Below are 19,975 nucleotides of genomic sequence, written 5' to 3'. Positions count from 1 at the left end.
GGGAGGTAGTGTTGTAGGGATTCAGATGAGTCACCTGATTGAAAAGAGAGTTGCGCGCGGATGCCAGACATCGTCAAAACAGTCGCAGTAGTCGGTCAAGGCTATGTCGGTCTACCAGTCGCGATGCGGGCTGTTGAGCAGGGCTATCGCGTTATCGGAATCGACCTTGACGAACGTCGGGTCGAAGGTTTGCGATCCGGTATATCTTTCGTCGAAGACGTCTCTGACGCTGACCTCGCCCGCGCGATCGCTTCCGGCAGCTACACACCGACGACGGACTACGCTGACGTCGTCGGATTCGATTTCGCTGTTATTGCGGTGCCGACTCCTCTGCGTGAAAGCGTGCCGGACCTGAGCTTCATTGAGAGCTCCGGCGTTGCGTTGGCAGAGCGCATGAAGCCCGGAGCGACAGTCATTCTCGAGTCGACAACCTACCCAGGAACCACTGAAGAGCTTCTCGTGCCGATCTTGGAGTCCGGGTCGGGCCTCACTGCCGGTAGCGATTTCTACGTAGGGTACAGCCCGGAACGTATTGACCCGGGTAACCAGCAGTGGGGCTTCGTTACCACTCCCAAAATCGTGTCGGGAATCAACCCCGAGTCACTTGAGAAGGTTCAAGCGTTCTACGATTCGCTCGTCGACACGACTGTTCCTGTCCCCACTCCTAAAGAGGCAGAACTTGCGAAGCTTTTGGAGAACACCTTCCGCCACGTGAATATCGCATTGGTCAACGAACTCGCGATTTTCGCTCATCAGCTCGGCGTCAACGTGTGGGAGTCGATTGATGCAGCGAACACTAAGCCTTTCGGCTTTATGAAGTTCACGCCGGGCCCCGGCGTCGGCGGACATTGCTTGCCCGTAGACCCCAGCTACCTCTCGTGGCAGGTCAGAAGGAAGCTTGGTCAGAATTTCCGATTCGTTGAGCTGGCTAACGACGTTAACGACAACATGCCGCAGTACGTGACGCAGCGTGTCATGCACCTCCTCAACGCGTCTAGCCGCGCGTTGCGAGGCTCCAAGATCTTGCTTGTCGGAATGGCGTACAAGAAGAACTCCGGCGACATTCGTGAGTCCCCGTCGCTGCGACTTCTTGAGCTCCTCCACGACGAGGGCGCAGAAGTCTTTGCCGTCGACGATCACGTCGAAGCCCACCGCTGGCCTGCAAACGTAACGAAGGTATCTCTCACCGCAGAGACGATAGCCGGGATGGACATCGCGGTCTTGCTGACTGACCACGACACTCTAGAGCTCGAGCTATTGAACACTGCAGATGTTCCGGTGTTGGACACCCGTAATCGACTCAACGGACCGAAGGTCGAGATCCTCTAGTCTTTCCCTCGGAGAACGGCGAGCAGACTGCTAAGCGAGACCAGCCAAGCCTGCTTGCCGTGCGAACTCGGGCACTTTAGCCACGAGTTCGGAGAAGGTTCCCTGGGCGACAACTTTGCCATTCGACATGAAGAGGATCTGGTCTGCATGTTGGATCGTGGACAGTCTGTGCGCGACGGTGATGACGGTTTTCTCGCCGTGGAGGGCTTTGATCGCGTCGGTCACTGCGGCTTCTGTCGCAGTATCGAGGGCGCTTGTCGCTTCGTCGAGAACCAAAACGCGGGGATCCGCGTAGAGTGCGCGAGCAATTCCTAGGCGCTGCCGCTGTCCGCCCGAGAGCGCAAGGCCCCGTTCACCGATAACACCATTAATGCCGTCTTCGCGCTTATCCACGATGTCCAAGAGTTGCGCTTGTGCGAGTGCGGATCGCACGCGTTCCTCGTCGAAGTCATCGCCCCACGTGAGTGCAACGTTCTGCGCAATGCTGGAATCGAATAGGGCGACCTCCTGCGGCACGTAGCTGACTTGCTGTCGCCACGATTCCGTCAGCTTGTTCAGGTCCACCTGATCGATGGCCAGCCGTCCGCCAGTAGGTTCGATGAGGCCCAAAATCAGGTCGACGACGGTTGATTTCCCGGCTCCCGACGAACCGACCAACGCAACCGTGCTACCAAACGGAATGGTGAATGACACATCACTTATCGCATCGCCCTGATCGGCGGCATACCTAAAGCTCACGTTCTCAAAGCTCAGCGCACTCGATGGCTCGGGAAGCGTTAAGGTTTCGCGCCCGACGCGGTATTTGACCGAACTTTCAGCGCTCCGAATTTCGGCGAGCACGGCGCTTGCGTGGGGCATGTTCGCCGTGACTTGAGACACGACCGCTTGGAACCTGACGACCGAAGGCGCCATGCGGAAGCCAGCGAGTCCGAAAAGCGCTACCGCGGTTATTGCTTCTGTGACTCCGCCTGTGGCATATCCCGCAATCCCCACGAGCACGAAACCGCCCACGATCCCGGATTCGAGTACATAGCGAGGCACCTGGCCGAGGAACTGAATGTTGGAACGCGCGCGCGTCGAATGCACTCGATTGGAGCGGACGACGTCTGCGACTTCGTGTGACTTCCCGCGAAGCGTGACTTCCTTGAGCGCGCCGATCATCTCGGTAATGAGCCGAGAGCTTCGGAGCGTGTACTTAAGGTTGACGCGGCCAGCCTCACGCGCACGTTTCGCGACCCAGAAGTACAGGATCGCTCCTAGGAGACCGAGGTACCCCAGTGCGATGGCAGCAACCAGCGGCTGAACTACGGCGAGCACTACGACAATAGTGAGGAAGCTAAGAGCTTCTCCGAAAAGTGTGGAAAAGGGGAGCAGGAAGCCCGACACCGTCACGCCAACGCTGCCGTCAGTCAGCCGGACCACGTCTGCGGAGTTTCGCTTGAGTCGCTCGACCCACGGGGCGTCGATGTAGCTCGCGAAGAGTCGCGAACCAATGTCAAGTTCGTATTTTGCGAACCGCCGAGTGGCCCCCCACAAAAGGGCGACAGCAAGAATGCCCTTCGCAACGATCATGAGACACACGAGCCCCAGCATGAGCAGAAGGCCCAGCTCTCCGACCTCGCCAAGCACAGGAAGCGAAAGTGTGGTTCCAGACAGGATGGGGGAGATGACGAGAGCAAGCAATCCGAGTGCCAACGCATCGAGGATCGAGAGCAAGCCCAGAGTTACCGAATACACGATGAGGTAGCGCCGCGCTCCGGCGGGCAAAATGGAGAGCACCTCGTTGACGAGGGCAATTGCAGACTTCATCTATTTCTCCAGGTCGAGGCCGAATCCTACCGAAGTCTACGTGGTCTTTGATGGGGCCCGATTGAGCGGGAACCACGACAGAGACTTCTCGGTGCCGGGGTGATTCAACGCCCGGCGGGATCCACCCACCGGCGTCAGAGCCGTATTGTGAAAGCTCTATATCAGCGCGACTGATCATCGGAAAGTTCATGCGTATGGGAGACTGAGCATATGGGAAGAACTTGGGTCATTATCCCTATGTATAACGAGGGTGCGGTCATCGGCGAGGTGGTCGCCGAAGTGCGGAGAACGTTTCCGTACGTGGTGTGCGTAGACGACGGGTCGAGCGACGACTCTGCGGAGTTCGCGCGCGCTGCCGGAGCTATTGTGGTCGAGCATCCGATCAACCTCGGCCAGGGCGCCTCGTTGCAAACAGGCTTTGACTACGCCCTCTCCGACCCGGCCATGACCGAAGTCGTTACGTTCGACGCAGACGGTCAACATCAAGTGGCGGATGCCGCGGGCATGGTGGAGAAGCTCCATGCGAATAACTTGGATGCCGTCATCGGCTCACGATTCCTTGATGACCGTACAAAGGTCAGCCGCTCTAAACGCATCGTGTTACGCACTGCGGCGTGGTACACGCGAGTGACAACGAATATGGCTCTTACTGATGCGCATAATGGCCTCCGGGTGCTTAGCCGCACTGTGCTGGAGAATATTCACATCACTCAGAACCGGATGGCCCATGCCTCCGAGCTTGTAGATCTCATCGGCGGTCTCAAAATTCAGTGGTCTGAGTATCCCACTCATATTGTCTACACCGACTACTCAAAAGCCAAAGGCCAGTCCCTTCTCAACTCTGTCAACATTCTCGTTGAACTGATCTTTAGGTGAGCTCATGACCGTTATTTTTCAGACCATCGTCGTTTCGATTGTCATCGTCATCGCGGTAGTGATGATGCGCAATGGGGGAGCGCGGCATCAAGCGGTTCGTCGCATCCTCATGATGCTCTTCGTCGTCGCTGCCGCTTCGTCAGTATTCTTCCCTCAGATTTGGACGACGATGGCGAAATTGGTGGGGATCGGCCGGGGTGCTGACCTGCTGCTTTACCTCACGGTTCTTTTCTTCTTGGGGCTCGTGATGAGCACCTACCGGCGTTTTCGCCAGATGGATACTCAGATCACTGAGCTGGCTCGACAGCTGGCATTGAGTCAACAGCCGAAACCCGAGGAACTAGATTCGGGAGCCAATCACTCCGCTTAGGACCTTGCGGAATCGAGAATTGCACTCTTTCTGGGGGTGCGCCGTCGCGCATTTAAATGTTGTTCTGCTGCGGTTTTTGGGGGGAGTGAATTACCCTTGGTGCAGTACGTGCAAATTTAGGGGGCTCGAATGCGCTACAGGAGCATAAGAACGTCGGTTTCAGTCTTTCGTGGATTGGCCGTCACGGTCTTGGCGTCGCTGCTGTTCACTGTTGGCGCTACGAATGCAGTACCGGCCTCAGCACAAGCCCCTGTCGAGTCAGCACAATCTGCCGTGTCGCAACTGGCTGATTCTTCAGTGGTGCAATCGAGCCTATTTCAAGCTAATTCTGGAAGTAACTTTGACCCGGGTTACATCATTAGCGATGCCTATTTCTATAAATCGGGTGACATGTCTCAGTCTCAAATCCAGGCCTTCCTCGATTCGATGCTGGACTCCTGTGACAACTCAAACTGCCTGACGATTAAGCGCACCACCACTTTTTCGCGCGATGCGGATCGCACGGTGTGCGGGCCTTACGCGGGGGCGAGCAACGAGCGGACCTCGGCCATTATCTATAAGGTGCAACAAGCCTGTGGCATTAGTGCCAAAGTTCTGCTCGTGATGCTGCAGAAAGAACAAGGGTTGCTCACGAACGATGAACCGAGTGATTCGCGCCTGGCTCGTGCGATGGGCTACGGCTGCCCCGACAACGTTGGCGGAGTATGCGACGCCGAGTACTACGGCTTGTACAACCAGCTGTACAACGCGGCGTGGCAGCTCAAGCGCTACAGCACTCCGACTGCGTGGGGCTACTACCAGCCCGGAGTGAAGTCGATTCTCTATCACCCCAATACCGCGTGCGGTTCAAAGTCAGTAAACATTCAGAACAACGCGACTGCGGCGTTGTACAACTACACCCCGTACGTCCCCAACGCGGCCGCTCTGGCTAATCTTGGCGGCTATGGTGACTCGTGCTCGTCCTATGGGAATCGCAACTTCTGGGACTACTTCACGGCATGGTTCGGTTCTACCACTGGGGCTCCCGTCTACACGGTCGACGACCCAGACATCGCTGCGTATTACGAGACTCGAACCACCGCGTTGGGTTCGCCCACTTCGACAACCAGCACGTACGAGACTGTAAATGGCGATGGCGCTGTCCAGCACTTCGCTAAGGCCCACGTCTATTCCAGTGACGCCGGTGTATTTACGGTTAACCTCGCGTTCCGAGATGAATCCGTCGCGCAAGGTGGCATCAGGGGAATTCTCGGCTGGCCTATCGGGGAACAATTGTGTGTTTCCGGTAGCTGTTCGCAGCAATTCCAAAACGGCGCCTTGTATCAGGCCTCGTCGAGCACAGCGGTCTACTCGATTCTGGACTCAGCGATCGTCGATTACTACGATGCGCAGCCCACTGCGCTCGGGTGGCCGGCCGCGGACACTGTGTTCTATGACACCGTCAATGGCAGTGGTCTTGTGCAGCGGTTCAACTACGCCCAGGTTTACTCAAGTGATGCGGGCGTGTTCGCGCTGAGTAAGGCCTTCCGTGACGCTTCGGTTGCTCAGGGTGGCATTAACGGAGTCATGGGCTGGCCCGCGGCTGAAATGGTCTGCGTTTCGGGTAGCTGTTCTCAACAGTTCCAACACGGTGCCTTGTACCAAGCCTCATCGAGTTCGGCTGTCTACGCGATCACGGATTCCGCGATCTCGGCGTACTACAGCACACGTATCGCCACTCTGGGCAAACCCACTCTCGATACCCGCTCCTACGAGACGGTGAACGGTAGCGGAACTGTCCAGCGGTTCGAGAATGCTCAGGTGTATTCGACTGATGCAGGGGTGTTCTCGCTGAGCAAGGCCTTCCGCGATGGATCGGTTGCTCAGGGTGGCATCAATGGTGCTCTTGGGTGGCCTGTTGCTGAGATGGTCTGTGAATCGGGTAGCTGCTCGCAGGAGTTCCAACACGGCGCCCTGTATCAGGGCTCGTCGAATTCGGCTGTCTATGCGATTTCAGATTCGACTATCGCTGACTACTACGGTGCTCGCATTTCAGAACTGGGGCTGCCGACGCTTGATACTCGTTTCTATGAGACGGTGAATGGCAGTGGAGCTGTTCAGCGCTTTGAGGATGCTCAGGTGTACTCGAGCTCCGCTGGCACGTTTGCTCTTAATTGGGATTTCCGCGGGGGATCGGTTGCTCAAGGTGGCATCAATGGTGCTCTTGGGTGGCCTGTTGCTGAGATGGTCTGTGAATCGGGTAGCTGCTCGCAGGAGTTCCAACACGGCGCCCTGTATCAGGGCTCGTCGAATTCGGCTGTCTATGCGATTTCAGATTCGACTATCGCTGACTACTACGGTGCTCGCATTTCAGAACTGGGGCTGCCGACGCTTGATACTCGTTTCTATGAGACGGTGAATGGCAGTGGAGCTGTTCAGCGCTTTGAGGATGCTCAGGTGTACTCGAGCTCCGCTGGAGTATTTACGCTCAACTGGGATTTCCGGGCGGAGTCAGTTGCTCAGGGTGGCATCAATGGTGCTCTTGGGTGGCCTGTTGCTGAGATGGTCTGTGAATCGGGTACCTGCTCGCAGGTATTCCAACACGGCACAATCTCACTGCCCGCGGCACCGTAGTGGAGTTCTGCTGAGTCCTCAGTCGGAGAACCCCGCCGCGAAAGCTGTCGCGAAGACTGTGCGATTTCTGTGACGAAGTACTAAATGACTGATGGGTTTGCCTGCGCGGAAATGTCGGGGGCGACGCGGCGCTCATCGAGTGAATCGCTCGCCACCAAGCGTCGACGCCCCATTCCGATCGCGATGATCAGGTAGAAAACTGCAAGGGGAAGCAACTGGATCCACATTCGGTTGAGCGAATCTCCCGCGCCGACGCGATACGCAGCCTCGCGCAGGTAAGCGAGCAGGAACGCCACGGGAATGAAAGTGACGATCGGGAATCGCATCATCTCGCCCCTGGGCAGTTTTGCGAAGAGTGCAACCGCGACGACGATCCCCAGCAGGAGTAGAGAGTATCCCCACGAGCCTGCTCCGAGCACCGCGTTGTCCACGGTCGCACGCAGGCTGTCGATCAGCACATCGGGCTGCCTCATTGCGAGGATGGCGAGTGCAACCCAGAGCAGAGCCTGTGCGGAGACGAGGAAGATGCTGCGCTTGCGGGTGAGGAGCTTCAACCGCAAAAGTGGGACTCCGCCAAGCGCTGCGATGCCTAAGGCGAGCAGCCCGAGAACAGACACCGGCACTCGCGAATCTCCGGCCACGTACATTATCGCTACGAATGACTGCCAAGCAATCGTCGAGATCCCGAACAAGCCCAAGAGTAGCGAGCGTTCACGCACCGAGAACTCTTGATTCAGAAGCACGGGGAGAAGAGCGAGCGCAACTGCTATCGGCGCTTCAGCACGAATCACCGATAGCGCGACTATGGACAGCGCCATGAGCGTAATGAGAGCAGCGCGGTTTACCTCAGTCTTCGTCGCAATGAGCCATCCGCAGCCGACTAGGACCACTATTAGCATCCCGAACAAGAGATGTCCGTTGACATAGAACGCGTTGAACACGTAGCGATTTACCGTCACGAGCGCCAACAAACACGACACGATGACGACTGCGGCAATCCGGTGATCGATCCGCGGTGCGAGTGCCACCCAGGCCAGCCACACGATAACGGCAATAGTGAGGCCAGCGATCAACGGCGTGATGGCGGGAAGGTAGTGTTCGCCGCCGAGGTTCGCAGCGGCATGCAACAGGGGAACCCCAATAAGTCTTTTGGGGAGTAGGTCAAGGGAGGCGGCATCCAGATGATGGTTTGCAATGAGCGATGCATTCACCAGATACTCAAAGCTATCTTTTGACCACGCGACGAGTCTGGCCTGACGAAAGAGAGCGACTGCCGCAACGACGCCGAGAACTGTTGCCACGCTTGGGATGATCCGCACGCCAACATCCGCGCCGCGAAGCGCTTGCCACGCCACCGCTGCGAGGGGGAGCCCGGCGGTAAGCGAGATCGTCACTACGGGGCTTGTCGTAATGGGAGTAAACACTTGCAGCATTCCGACAACGAGATACAGCGAGATTCCGGCCACTGACCCCACAATGGGCAGTGCCCAACCGCGGATTCCAGTGATGCGCATGAGGGCGCTGCCCCCCACCACCATGGAGAGTACTGTCACAACCTCGATAATCATCCGACCTCCTCCATAGACGGCAGTATGCAGGTTTCAGTCGCCGAGAGGAGCGGCGTGAACGCTTCCTGGTCGAAGGCCACCACAAATACTCGAGGCGCGTCGGGATCTGTAGTCTCATCGCACTCCCGAGTAATGATCTGCCACGGGATGTTGTAGGTGTCTCCAAAGCTTCCGTTGCCGCTTGCCGCGACGAGAGTGCTTTCGAGCGTTTCGTCGGCGAACGGGTTCGCGTTGCTCAGTTCTGCGGCTTCCACGCGGGAGGCCTCTCCAAGGCTCAAGGCGTAGTTGCGCATCTCTGGAAGTGTGAAACCGTTCGACTCCTCCAGCAGGAGATGAGCCCCCGGTGCGATTCCTGACAGTTCCAGATAGAACTGGTACTCCCGCGCAATTTCTCCGGTGCCCACTCCGAGCTGCATGATGTCGGAGGTGGCCTTCCGGTCGAGCGCACGGTAGCGTCCCGACGTTTCACTGTCGATCGCGGAAAACTGCACAATGTTCACCACTGCGATGATCAGAACGATGCTGATGAGCGCCAAGCGCGACTTGTGAACCACTCGAACAGTGTAGACGCAACGGTGTCATTGAGACGGGCGCGCGACGGGCGGATGCGCTTGCCTCTCGAGGGCGGCGCTGAGACGTGATGACAACCCCGCCCGTATACTTGCCTCGGAAACCACTCGGCTGTCGTACACACAGCCACGGCCCGTAACGAAGAGAGCACATGAGTTCGCGTCCCAGCCTTTTGATCATCTCGTTTTCCACGCTAATTTCAGATCCGCGGGTGACGAAGCAGATCGAGATCTTCAAGGACCGCTACGATCTGTACACCTGCGGCATGGGTCCGGCGCCAGAAGGTGTCGTCGAACACTTCGAAATTCCGTTCGGAATCCGTGCCTGGGTTAACGATCGATTCGCCATGATCGCCCGAAGCTACAAGCGGGCCTACTGGAATCTGCCTGCAGTGCGGCTCGTTAGCGAAATCCTGCCCGTCGGTAAGTTCGACGCTGTCTTTGCCAACGATATTGAGGCAGTCCCAGTCGCCCTTTCGCTCGGAGCGAAGAAGGGCGTGCACGCCGATCTTCACGAGTACTTCCCTGAACTCAAAACTAACAACTGGCAGTGGCGAATCTTTGTGGCTCCGTACATGATGTGGCTGTGCAAGACCTACGTGCCCCAGACCACCTCTCGAACGGCGGCGTCGTCAGGTTTTGCGCGCCGCTACCAAGAGGACCTCGGAATTGACTTCGGCACGGTGACCAATGCCGCTCCCTTTGCCGATCTGCAGCCCACCCCAGTTGGCGACGTCATCCGCATCATCTGCACGACTGCCGGTGCTCGTGCACGCCGCATCGAGCTCATCGTCGAAGCGATGCGTGACGCGCCGCCGCATATTGAGTTGGACCTGATCGTCATGCCCAATGAGCCTGATTATGTTGCGAGCTTGAAAAAACTTGGCGCAGACATTCCGCAGCTAAAATTCCGTGAACCGGTTGCGTACACCGAGCTCGTCAACACCGTGGCCGAGTACGACGTTGCGCTGTCCTTCATTCCTCCCACGAACGCTAGCAAGGCCCTCGCGCTTCCCAATAAGTTCTTTGAGGCGATTCAAGCTCGCGTGGGTGTCATCATCGGCCCAGGCCCCGAAATGACACCTCTTATCGAGCGCTACGGCGTAGGCGAAAGCACTGATGACTATTCAGTGGAGTCGCTGCGGAAGACGCTTCATGGGCTCGACAAGCAGCGAGTTGAAGCATGGAAACAAGCGGCGCACCGCGCGGCTCCTGAACTGTCCTCAGAAGAACAAGTGAAAATCTGGTTCGACGCCGTTCACGACATTCTGGGCTGAACGCGCGTCAGTGGAGCACTGTTGCGATCATGTAGCGCAACGGTGCGTCGGGCGCGAAGAAGCTCCGCAAGTCATGGGTCAGCACCGTCGCGGGGCGTCCAAATGCTCGTCTTTTTGCCATGAGCGTTGATAGTTCTGGAGCATCGGACGACGTGCTAACGATGGACCGACATAGTTGAACATCGGCAATGGATAGCGACTTCAGGTATCCGGGGGCGACGTTGTGGAGTAGGCGGATAAATTCTGCTGCAGCTTCCTTCGACTCGGCAGACCACAAGCGAGTATGGAGCCGTCGGTCGACGCCGCCGAAGAGCTGCAGGCGAACGAACTTAACTGCGATTGCGCGACGCGAAGTCACAGGAAGCGCTGCAAACCACGGCGAGGCTAGCAGATCACGGGTAGCTTTAAGTTCGCCGGCGAGTGGTTGCATTTGTGTGGTGACGCGTGTTTCGGCGTCGCCTCCCACGATGTAGCCGGGGCCTCCACGGGCGAACCGTACCGCGTTGCTTCCAAACCACAGCATGAGCGCAAAGATTTGATCTGACCCGTTTCGCACGCCGCTCCCAAACTCAATGCCTAGCCGTTCGATCGCCGCTCGGCGAATGAGGCCAAGCGGTGCCGTGCGATAGCTCACGCGATCACGAACAGCATCGAGATTGCCCCTCCGGAATCGTCGAACGGGCGGGGTGCGAATGGTCTTTCCCGTGTCGTGGCGTTCTGGAGGGATGACGGCATCAAGAGCATGTTTGTCTGCGAGGGCTACCCACGCCGCTAGGGCGTGAGGGTCCAGCGTGTCATCCGAGTCGACGAACGAGATGTATCGGGCTGTGGATTGCGATAGTGCAAGCGCTCGAGGGCCGGCGGGGCTGGGGAGGTTGTCGTGGCACTCAATCAGGCGCACAATCTCGCGCAATTCTGGAGTCAGATTGGCGGCAATATCAGCTGCGGAGATGTTGTGACACGCAACCGTGATCTGAAGTTCTGTCCCGGGTGTAAGTCCCGATGCCAGCAGTGATTCGAGAGTGCGTTCAAGCGGCCGTTTCGAATCGTGGATGGGAATAATGACATCGACGATCGGGGCAGAATTCACTTCGTCACTTTAGCAGCAGGCTCGCGTGACTCGAAGAAGCACGTGCTGCGGGACTGGTTCGAATGACCCGGCTACTATGTGGAAGGTTGAGTACTGGCAAGGGATGGGAGGACGGACGAATGAGAGTTGCACTGACTACAAACGTCCTAGCTGTCCCGCCGACGTATTTCGTCGTCAGCCATGCTCAGTTGCTTGCTGATCGACACCACTTCGAAGCCTTCTCATTGCTGGCGGATGTGCGCGACCCGTCCGTCACTCTGCCCGTTCACGATTTTGCCCCGTTTGCGCAACTGGATCCCACGCGACGCCTATACCTCGCACCGTTCGCTGGATCTGCGATGGCGAAAGGGCTCATTCAGTACCGGCCTGACCTCATCCATCAGCACTTTGCGACGTGGTCTGGGCCCGCAATCCGTGCAGCTGGCACTCTCGATGTGCCATTGCTCACGACGCTCCACGGGTACGACGTGAGGGCCCTAGCTCGTCCGACACGCAGTGCAATGAATGTGTGGCATCGCCGAAATGTGCGCGCGATTCAGAAGGTGAGCGATCGCGTTCTGAGCGTGAGCAAGTATCTCGCGGATGAAGCCATCGCGGTCGGCTTCGCTCCTGAACGCCTAGAAGTTCACTACCAGGGCATCGATACCGCGTTTTTTACGCCCGCTAGCGACGACGCTCCCGCGATCGAGGCGCCGCTGATTAGCTTTGTAGGGGCGCTGAGCTCGCACAAAGGCCCGCTCGATCTCGTCAGGGCGTCAATTTCCCTCATCGCTACCCATGATCACCGACTGCGCCTGATCGGGGCAGGACCGCAGGAAGGCATCCTCCGGGAGCTAGCCGACCAGCACCCGCACATAGAACTTCTAGGGCGCGTGCCTAAGGCTGTGGTTCGTGACACTCTGCGGGCTTCTCGGGCAATGGTGCTGCCGTCGCAAGAATCTCAGGGGGGACGCGAAGCTGCCGGCCTTGTTCTTTTGGAATCTCAAGCGTGCGGCACGCCGGTCATCGCCTACAACAGCGGTGGAATCTCCGAGATGATGGATGCTGGAACGACGGGAACGCTAGTGCCGGAGCGTGACGTTGAGGGGCTCACCATCGCGGTACGCGAAATGCTGCAGATGAGCAACGGCGAGCGCGCTCGGCTAGGGGCTGCTGCGCGGGATTTCGTCGTAAAAAAACGCAGCCTGACCCATAGTGCTGCCGAGCTCGAGCAGCACTATTCAGAGGCGCTGCGAACCCGATTGTGACGTGACGACGCTGTCGTGCAGTCTCCGTGAGGCAAAGCACACGACAGCGATCGCGAATCGCTCTCCTAGACTGTCATTATGAGAGTTTTGGTCACCGGCGGTGCAGGCTACATCGGGGCACACACGTCCCGACTATTGGCTCAACGGGGTGACTTTGTTCTCGTGATCGACGATCTTGTTACCGGAAATCGAGAGCGAATCCCTGGGCTTCCCGTGGTGCAATTCGATATTGCCAGCGGTTCTGCCTCACAGCTCGCGGATCTCATGCGTGAGCACCGTATCGAAGCCGTTATTCACTTCGCTGGGCAAAAGCAGGTTGCCGAATCTGTGGCGAAACCGGCGTGGTATTACGAACAGAACGTGGGGAGCGTTGCGCAACTGCTGTTGGCGATGGAGTCTGCCGGCGTCGCGAAACTTGTGTTTTCTTCGTCTGCTGCCGTCTATGGAGACGCTTCGGGGGCAATCGGCGAAAGCGCGCCCACGACGCCCATCAATCCGTATGGCGCCACGAAACTTGTCGGTGAGCAATTGATTACCGCCTCGGCGCAGGCGTGGCCTCTGCGGGCTGCAAGCCTGAGGTATTTCAACGTCGGCGGGGCAGGGGCGCCGGAGTTGGGCGACACCCAAGCTCTCAACCTGATTCCGATCTGTTTTGAGCAGATAGCTGCGGGCAAGCCGCCACCTATATTCGGTAATGATTACGACACTGCGGACGGCACGTGCATTCGAGATTACGTTCATGTGAGTGATGTGGCAGATGCACACCTCGCGGTGCTTGACGCGTTGCCGCAGGCCCCAGGGAACACTGTGCTCAATATCGGTACCGGTGTTGGCACGTCCGTGCGTGCAATAGTTGACGCGATTCTGGCTGTGAGCGGTAGCGATTTGCCCGTCGAGGTTCTTGATCGTCGTGCCGGCGACCCCGCCGCAGTTGTAGGAGTCGTCGATGGCATTCACCAGCTGACTGGCTGGCGCGCACGCTACGGGGTAACTGACATTGTGGAATCAGCGTGGCAGTCACGGCAGTACTTTTCCGCGCAGTCCCATGAGGAAAGCTAAGCCGCTACGGACCCCATGCTGTGAATCTGTCTTCACCGACAGTGGCATGCAGAAACCAAAGTTCGCAAATGACTACACTTTAGGTGCGGGCTCGGTCCCTATCGGCGGCGAAGTTAACGTGGCGTGTGGGCTGTCGCTTCGCGCGACCTGAGGCGCGGCCTCATTCCCACGCGGGCCGCTGTCTTGAGTCCCCACGTGTTAACCGGAGGCGAAAGTGGCACGAACGGATTCAGTCAAACGGGCGACGCCTCCGTTTGTGCGCGCAGGGTTCCGAGCGGATATTCACGGATTGCGCGCGCTCGCCGTTCTTGTTGTTCTGGTCTATCACGCAGGTTTGCCGCTCTCGGGAGGGTTCGTCGGAGTCGACGTCTTCTTCGTCATTTCCGGATTTTTGATTACGAATCATTTATTGAGCGAGCTCGCCAGGTCGTCGAGGGTGCGCTTCGCTGACTTTTACGTGCGTCGTGCCCGGAGAATCCTTCCCGCCTCGCTAACGGTCGCAGCGGCGACTGTTGTACTAGCTTTCATCGTTCTCCCTTCGGAACTCGTCAAGTCCGCAGCAAAAGACGCAGTCGCAACGGTCTTCTATGTGCCGAACTTTCTGTTTGCGGTGCGGGGGACCGACTACTTGGCCGAGACTGCAGCGTCGCCTTTTCAGCATTACTGGTCGCTCGGCGTCGAGGAACAGTTTTACTTGCTGTGGCCGCTTGTCTTGCTTGGCTTATGGAAGCTCGCCAAGTCAGCCTCGGCGCGAGTCGCGCTTGTGGCAAGCATCGTCGTCGCATCATTGCTGACGAGTGCCTTCTTAGTCGAAACGAGTGGCCCCTGGGCGTATTTTTCCCCGGCATCGCGCGCCTGGGAACTGGGGGTCGGTGCGCTAGTCGCGCTCGCGTTCAGTCGCATCACGCTTCTTCCCCGCGCCATCTCCGCGGTCATCGCGTGGCTCGGCATTGTAGCGATCGTGCTTGCCGCGATTCTCTACGGGGATACGACGCCGTTTCCGGGCTTCGCCGCGTTATTGCCTGTGCTCGGCGCCGCTGGAGTGATCGCTTTCGGTGGTAAGGCAGGCGATGCCGGACCGCTTCGGCTTTTGCGGTTGAAACCGTTCCAGTTCCTCGGAACTATCTCATATTCGTTGTATCTGGTGCACTGGCCACTCATCGTTTTTGTCGATTACTTAGGCTGGGTGCCTTCCGAGGCGAACGCCATGGCTAAGGTGTTGGTTGCTCTCGTGTCCGTCCCGATCGCGTGGCTGATTTATCGCTTTGTAGAGCGACCGTTTATTCGTTCGGACTCGCGACGAGCACGGACACCGCGGCGCACGGTTACGTGGGGTATCGCGGCGTCAACCACCGTTGCAGTCATGGCGCTGTCTGCTTTTGTGCTCGTCGATTCAAGGCCAACGGATGCCGGACGTGAAGCAGCTGCGATAGTGGAACCTAGCCTGTATCCAAGTTTCACTAGCTACGTACCATCTAACCTCGAACCCTCGTTGGCTAATGCGAGTGAGAGCATTCCGGTGCTCTATGTGGACGGCTGTCACCTCAGGTCAGCCGAGCAAACTGAGAATCCTGAATGCAAGTTCGGAGATTTATCAGCGACCCGCACGATTGCGCTCTTCGGCGACTCGCATGCTGCCCAGTGGTTTCCAGCTCTGGAGCAAGAGGCGAGCGAGCAGTCGTTCGCTTTGTATTCTTTCACCAAGTCCTCGTGCCCTTCCGTTGCGGTGAAAGTGACACGCTACAACGTGCGAGATGACGCATGCGAACAGTGGCGCACGAACATGACCGACAGGCTCAATGAAATCAAGCCTGAACTCGTTGTGATCTCAAACCTCTCTAACTACACCGCGCTGGACGGCGACCCGGTAACTACCGCCGCGTGGAAAAGGGGCTATTCAGAGCTACGTGCCGCGCTGGATCCGTCGATCGAGCTCGCGGTTATTGCGGACACACCCCATTTTGACGAAACGCCGACGCTGTGTCTCGAGGTCCATCTCGAAAGTGCAGAGGAATGTGCTTCTCCCCGGACTCAGGCAATTTACGGACCCTTTGCCGCGGCAGACGCGGAGGCGAGCGCCGCATTGGGCGCAACATTCGTCGACCTGACGGACTACTTCTGCGACGCCGATTCGTGCGGAGTCATTATTGGCTCAACTCTCGTCTACCGCGATTCACACCACGTCACTGTCGAATATTCGACCACGCTGTCAGCAGCGTTGTGGGAGTCGCTCCCGTTGTCGTGAGTGCGCTGCGATAGTTGGCAGCGCACAAGCGCTCGCGCAGCGCTCCTAGACCCCCGACTGAGGCTTGGTGTCGAGGGCGTTTCGCCAGCTGAGCTCACGGGCTGCTTTGACACAGCACACGACGAAGGTGAGCCAACCGAACTCGATCAGCAGCGAGCTCTCTGCGAAGGCGCTCACGATCAGCGCAAGCAGTACAAGAGCCGGCCAAGCAAAGACAATGCTGCGCCGGCGCGAGGCAAGCAACCACGAGCGCATAAAAGCCAGACCGAGGAGTCCTAAGAAGATCAGGAATCCCACGAGGCCGAGCTGGAACCACACGTCGAGATACGCGTTGTGGGCAGAGTCGGGAACACGCCCACCGAAGTTGCCGAACGCGGTGAACGGCGCAAGCTCGTCATTCCACGGACCGATCCAACCCCAGCCTTCGAGGCGGTGGACTTCTCCGAGATCCCAGAGCTGTCGCCAGACCCGCAGTCGGTAGGTCAGGTCGCCACTGGCATCGAAGGACGCGACGATGGCAACTCGCGAGACCCAGCTGATAATCGCAACGGTCGCCACGAATCCGATGAGCACAATTTGCCAGTAGCGGCGACGCCCGGATGGAACGCGACGGAGGGCGTAGAGCGCTGCGCTCGCCGCGAGGATGACGAGGGCGACCCCGAAAGCGAGGGGCGATTGTGAGAGCAACAAAACGACGCTCGCGAGAACGAGGGAGCCGATCGCGAAGCCGCGTTGCAAGGATTTGGTTCGCAATTCTGTCGCGAACGTAATGAGAGCAATCACGGCAATGATGCCGAGTTGGTTACGCGCTCCAAAGATTCCTTGGATGGGGTCGGTAGTCCCCAGATTTCCGGCAATCGAGAGAGCGTTGAGGGAGGTGTCAAATACGAGCCCGGTCAGGATCTCAAGCCCGATGGAGACCACGAGGACAAACCTCAGGACATCGCCAAACGCCCGAACGATCTGGATCGTGTCCCGTACCAAGGCGATGTAGATGCCGAGCACAGTGAAGATGAGCATGTAACTCACCGCACCGACCGACTCAAGTGTGTACTGACTCCAGAAGACAGACAGCCAGGCCCAGACGGTGAACGCCATGAGCGAGATAGGAACGAGCGCGCGCCAACCGATATTGCGCCATTGGGCGGCAAGAGACGTGGCAACAAGGACAACGAGGCTCAGCACGATAGCGAGGAGCCCCGCATTTCCAGCGGTCTGGCGAAGAGCGAAGGCACACAGGGCGGTTCCCACGCTCGCGGTGGCGAGTACTGAGGAGACGCGGGGGGATCCGAGGATGGCGGCACCGGTGTCGATGGCCACTCGATAGCGCGGGGGAGGCTGAATCATGATGAGCGCACCATCCAATCGGGCCGTTTGGTCTTGACCGCAATAATCACCAGCAGTGCGAGAGCATACTCGCCGATGAGCCTGCTTTCGGGGATGCTCTGCACGACAAGCGCCACCATCACGAGAATGGGCAAAAGCGATAGCGGCGAGTAAGGCTCAACGCCAGCGGCCACCTTCTGGGGCGGGTCGATCGCGGTGAACCACGCCCGCACCAGGGTTGAGGCCACAAATACGGCGAACACAACGACTCCGACGATCCCGAGTTGTAGCCACACATCAAGCCAGGTGTCGTGCGCTTGAAGCTGCACGACTCCGTTGCGGATGACGCGGTCCTTGAACGGTTCGACCCACGGCATCCAGAAACTGATCCAGCCCCACCCGAAGGCCGGACGCTGCTGGGCGAGCCCAATGACGGTCTGCCAAATTTCGGCACGCCCAGTGAGGTCGCTGCTCTTGCCGAGCAACCCGAAAATAGTGTCACGGAGGGCGAATGCGGTTGCCGCTGCGGCAACGGCGAGCGCAACGAAGCCAACCGCGGTGCGGTGTCGGGCGCGTTCGGTGCGGCGACGGCGGATGATGAGAAGTCCGAGAGCGGTGAGGGTGACGGCTGCCAGCGCCACGGTTACGGTCGCCGAGCGGGTGAAGAACAGGGTGAGCGCCGCGAGGGCGATCCACGTTATCGACCAGCGTTTGCTGACACTGCCGGTTGCCCATTGGATCGAGAAGGCAATAACGCCGAGCAGTGCCAAGAATCCCAGATGGTTGGCGTTGCCGACGATGCCTTGGATGCGCCCAGAGTCGAAGGTCTCAAACAGTTCGTTGCGCGACCAGTAGAGCATCTTGGGGATGGTGTCGTAGCCGGGCACTGCCACCGCTGGCTGGGCTGTCCACGGCAGGATAGGGCCTCGGACGATCGTCGCAATGATGAGCTCGAACAGCAGCGAGAGTGCAATCAGGATGCGCAGCACGCGGGCGAGCCCGTCGAGCAGTTCTTGCCAGCTGAAACTGATGGCGAGCGTGAGTGCCCCCAGCACGGTCATCCAGGTCGTTGCGAGGCCGAGTGCTGTCGCTGCCGGGTATTGCGACCACGCCAGTGACACTGTGGCGAGCGCCATGAAGACGACGAAGGGGTAGGGCAGTCCGCCGATGCTCCAGCGGTGCCGAGACTGAACCAGAATCACGACAGACGTGACAACGATTCCGGCCGCGGCAGCGCCCCAGACAACCCAACCCACCGAGTATCGCCAGGCGTCTCCACCAAAGAGAATCAGTAGCGACAGCGTGAGAAACCAGGTGCGCGCCCGTGGGTGCTCAATCAGTCGCATGACGCAAGATTAGACGAATGCTGCCTTACCTGTGATGGCGCGACCCACGATGAGCGTGTTCATCTCGCGAGTTCCCTCGTACGAGTAGATCGCTTCTGCGTCCGCAAAGTGGCGCATAACTCCGTAGTCGAGAACGATTCCGTTGCCGCCGAGCACTTCGCGGCACCACGCGACGGTCTCGCGCATGCGGCTTGCTGTGTATTCCTTGGCAAGGGCGGCGTGCTCATCCTTCTGGGTGCCCTCATCGAGCATTTCGGAGACGCGAGTAACCATGCCAATGGATGCGGTGATGTTGCCGAGGCTCTTGGCGAGGTGTTCTTGAACGAGTTGGTGGCTGCTGATGGTCTTGCCGAATTGGATGCGCTCGCCCGTGTATTTGACGGCGGCTTCGTAGGCGCCGATGGAGTTTCCGACCGCAGCCCACGCCACTTCGGCGCGAGTGAGGCGCAGCACGGCTGCGGTGTCGCGGAACGAGGTGGAATTCTGCAGACGGTTGCTCTCCGGCACGATGACGTCTTCGAGCACGATGTCGGCATTCTGTACGATGCGCAGTGCTTGCTTGTTTTCGATGCGGGTGGCCGAATAGCCAGGGGTGCTCGTGGGAACGATGAAGCCCTTGACCTGATTGTCGGCTTCGTCGCGTGCCCAGATGATGGTGACGTCGCTGATGGAGCCGTTGCCGATCCAGCGCTTGGCGCCGTTGATGATCCAATTGTCGCCTTCGCGCTTGGCGACGGTCTGGAGGCCCTGGGCGGTGTCAGAACCCGAGAGGGGCTCGGTCAGGCCGAAAGCACCAAGCAGTTCGCCTGAAGCAAACTTGGGCAGCCACTCATCGCGCTGTTCTTGCGAACCAGCAACACCAATGGATCCCATGACGAGACCGTTTTGCATGCCAACGAGGGTGGCGGCGCTGGCGTCGACACGAGCGAGCTCTAGCGCCACCCAGCCACGGAAGACGGCTGAGTTGGGGAACTGCTGGGTTTCGGCCCAGGGGAGTCCGAAGAGTCCGAGGTCAGCGAGTCCCTTGACGACAACGTCGCGGTCGAAGAACTCCGCTTTAGCCCACAGGTCGTTGGCAATCGGGCGCACCTCTTTGTCGAGAAATGCGCGCAACTTCAGGATGGTGTCTTTCTCCTGATCGGTCAGCGCATTCTCGTAGCCGTAGAAGTCGCTGCTGAGGGTCTCAAATGACATAGTCGTCGCTCCATTGCTTATCGAAATCACTGCGATCCTAAAGCGTGAGTACACGTC

15 protein-coding genes are annotated in these 19,975 nt (G+C 58.6%); 8 read left to right on the top strand and 7 right to left on the bottom strand.

From position 1 onward, the window contains the following. Positions 1-60 precede the first annotated feature (60 nt). A complete protein-coding gene (locus I6E81_RS04600) occupies positions 61-1,329 on the top strand; it encodes a nucleotide sugar dehydrogenase (protein WP_197106198.1) in 1,269 nt (422 codons plus the stop codon). A 30-nt stretch (positions 1,330-1,359) separates the two neighbouring features. Here I6E81_RS04600 and I6E81_RS04595 read toward each other — a convergent pair whose 3' ends face one another. Beyond that, positions 1,360-3,138 (bottom strand): ABC transporter ATP-binding protein, encoded by a 1,779-nt coding sequence (locus I6E81_RS04595; RefSeq protein WP_197106197.1) that lies wholly within the window; start codon positions 3,136-3,138, stop codon positions 1,360-1,362. Positions 3,139-3,348: 210 nt separating this feature from the next. Here I6E81_RS04595 and I6E81_RS04590 point away from each other — a divergent pair, with 210 nt between their 5' ends. The 3 genes from I6E81_RS04590 to I6E81_RS04580 all read left to right on the top strand — a co-directional run bounded on the left by I6E81_RS04590 (position 3,349) and on the right by I6E81_RS04580 (position 6,997). Then, complete coding sequence (locus I6E81_RS04590; RefSeq protein WP_197106196.1) at positions 3,349-4,014, top strand: glycosyltransferase family 2 protein; 666 nt, start codon at positions 3,349-3,351, stop codon at positions 4,012-4,014. A 4-nt stretch (positions 4,015-4,018) separates the two neighbouring features. Next, positions 4,019-4,384, top strand: coding sequence for a DUF2304 domain-containing protein (locus I6E81_RS04585; protein ID WP_197106195.1), 366 nt, complete (start codon positions 4,019-4,021; stop codon positions 4,382-4,384). Between the two features lie 390 nt (positions 4,385-4,774). Next, entirely contained in the window at positions 4,775-6,997 is a 2,223-nt protein-coding gene (locus I6E81_RS04580) for an LGFP repeat-containing protein (RefSeq protein ID WP_197106194.1), read from the top strand. Between the two features lie 80 nt (positions 6,998-7,077). On the opposite strand, the gene I6E81_RS04575 is transcribed toward I6E81_RS04580, so the two are convergent. Next, entirely contained in the window at positions 7,078-8,565 is a 1,488-nt protein-coding gene (locus I6E81_RS04575; protein WP_197106193.1) for a hypothetical protein, read from the bottom strand. After that, on the bottom strand, positions 8,562-9,119 hold the full coding sequence (locus I6E81_RS04570) for a hypothetical protein (RefSeq protein WP_197106192.1): 558 nt from the start codon (positions 9,117-9,119) through the stop codon (positions 8,562-8,564). Before I6E81_RS04570 ends, I6E81_RS04575 begins: the two co-directional genes overlap by 4 nt. 227 nt (positions 9,120-9,346) lie before the next feature. Here I6E81_RS04570 and I6E81_RS04565 point away from each other — a divergent pair, with 227 nt between their 5' ends. Further along, positions 9,347-10,411 (top strand): glycosyltransferase family 1 protein, encoded by a 1,065-nt coding sequence (locus I6E81_RS04565; RefSeq protein ID WP_307783819.1) that lies wholly within the window; start codon positions 9,347-9,349, stop codon positions 10,409-10,411. A gap of 7 nt (positions 10,412-10,418) precedes the next feature. Here I6E81_RS04565 and I6E81_RS04560 read toward each other — a convergent pair whose 3' ends face one another. Then, positions 10,419-11,501: a glycosyltransferase family A protein gene (locus I6E81_RS04560; protein WP_197106190.1), complete on the bottom strand. Its 1,083-nt coding sequence runs from the start codon at positions 11,499-11,501 to the stop codon at positions 10,419-10,421. A 119-nt stretch (positions 11,502-11,620) separates the two neighbouring features. Between I6E81_RS04560 and I6E81_RS04555 the strand changes: the two genes are divergently transcribed. The 3 genes from I6E81_RS04555 (at position 11,621) to I6E81_RS14595 (ending at position 16,052) form a co-directional block, all read left to right on the top strand. Next, a complete protein-coding gene (locus tag I6E81_RS04555) occupies positions 11,621-12,748 on the top strand; it encodes a glycosyltransferase (RefSeq protein ID WP_197106189.1) in 1,128 nt (375 codons plus the stop codon). A gap of 78 nt (positions 12,749-12,826) precedes the next feature. Next, on the top strand, positions 12,827-13,807 hold the full coding sequence (gene galE, locus I6E81_RS04550) for a UDP-glucose 4-epimerase GalE (protein ID WP_197106188.1): 981 nt from the start codon (positions 12,827-12,829) through the stop codon (positions 13,805-13,807). Between the two features lie 214 nt (positions 13,808-14,021). Next, complete coding sequence (locus I6E81_RS14595) at positions 14,022-16,052, top strand: acyltransferase family protein (RefSeq protein WP_197106187.1); 2,031 nt, start codon at positions 14,022-14,024, stop codon at positions 16,050-16,052. Positions 16,053-16,097: 45 nt separating this feature from the next. Here the strand turns inward: I6E81_RS14595 and I6E81_RS04540 are convergent, their stop codons facing one another. Genes I6E81_RS04540 through I6E81_RS04530 form a run of 3 tightly spaced genes read right to left on the bottom strand, consistent with a single transcriptional unit; the run spans position 16,098 to position 19,918 of the window. Then, a complete protein-coding gene (locus I6E81_RS04540) occupies positions 16,098-17,399 on the bottom strand; it encodes an O-antigen ligase family protein (protein ID WP_197106186.1) in 1,302 nt (433 codons plus the stop codon). Further along, on the bottom strand, positions 17,396-18,724 hold the full coding sequence (locus I6E81_RS04535; protein ID WP_197106185.1) for an O-antigen ligase: 1,329 nt from the start codon (positions 18,722-18,724) through the stop codon (positions 17,396-17,398). Before I6E81_RS04535 ends, I6E81_RS04540 begins: the two co-directional genes overlap by 4 nt. A 9-nt stretch (positions 18,725-18,733) precedes the next feature. After that, positions 18,734-19,918, bottom strand: coding sequence for an acyl-CoA dehydrogenase family protein (locus tag I6E81_RS04530; RefSeq protein ID WP_197106184.1), 1,185 nt, complete (start codon positions 19,916-19,918; stop codon positions 18,734-18,736). Positions 19,919-19,975 lie beyond the last annotated feature (57 nt).

This window comes from Salinibacterium sp. NG22, assembly GCF_015864925.1.
Classification (GTDB): domain Bacteria; phylum Actinomycetota; class Actinomycetes; order Actinomycetales; family Microbacteriaceae; genus Rhodoglobus.
Note: the sequence above shows the minus strand (reverse complement) of the source record. Positions and strands in the feature narration are given on the sequence as shown.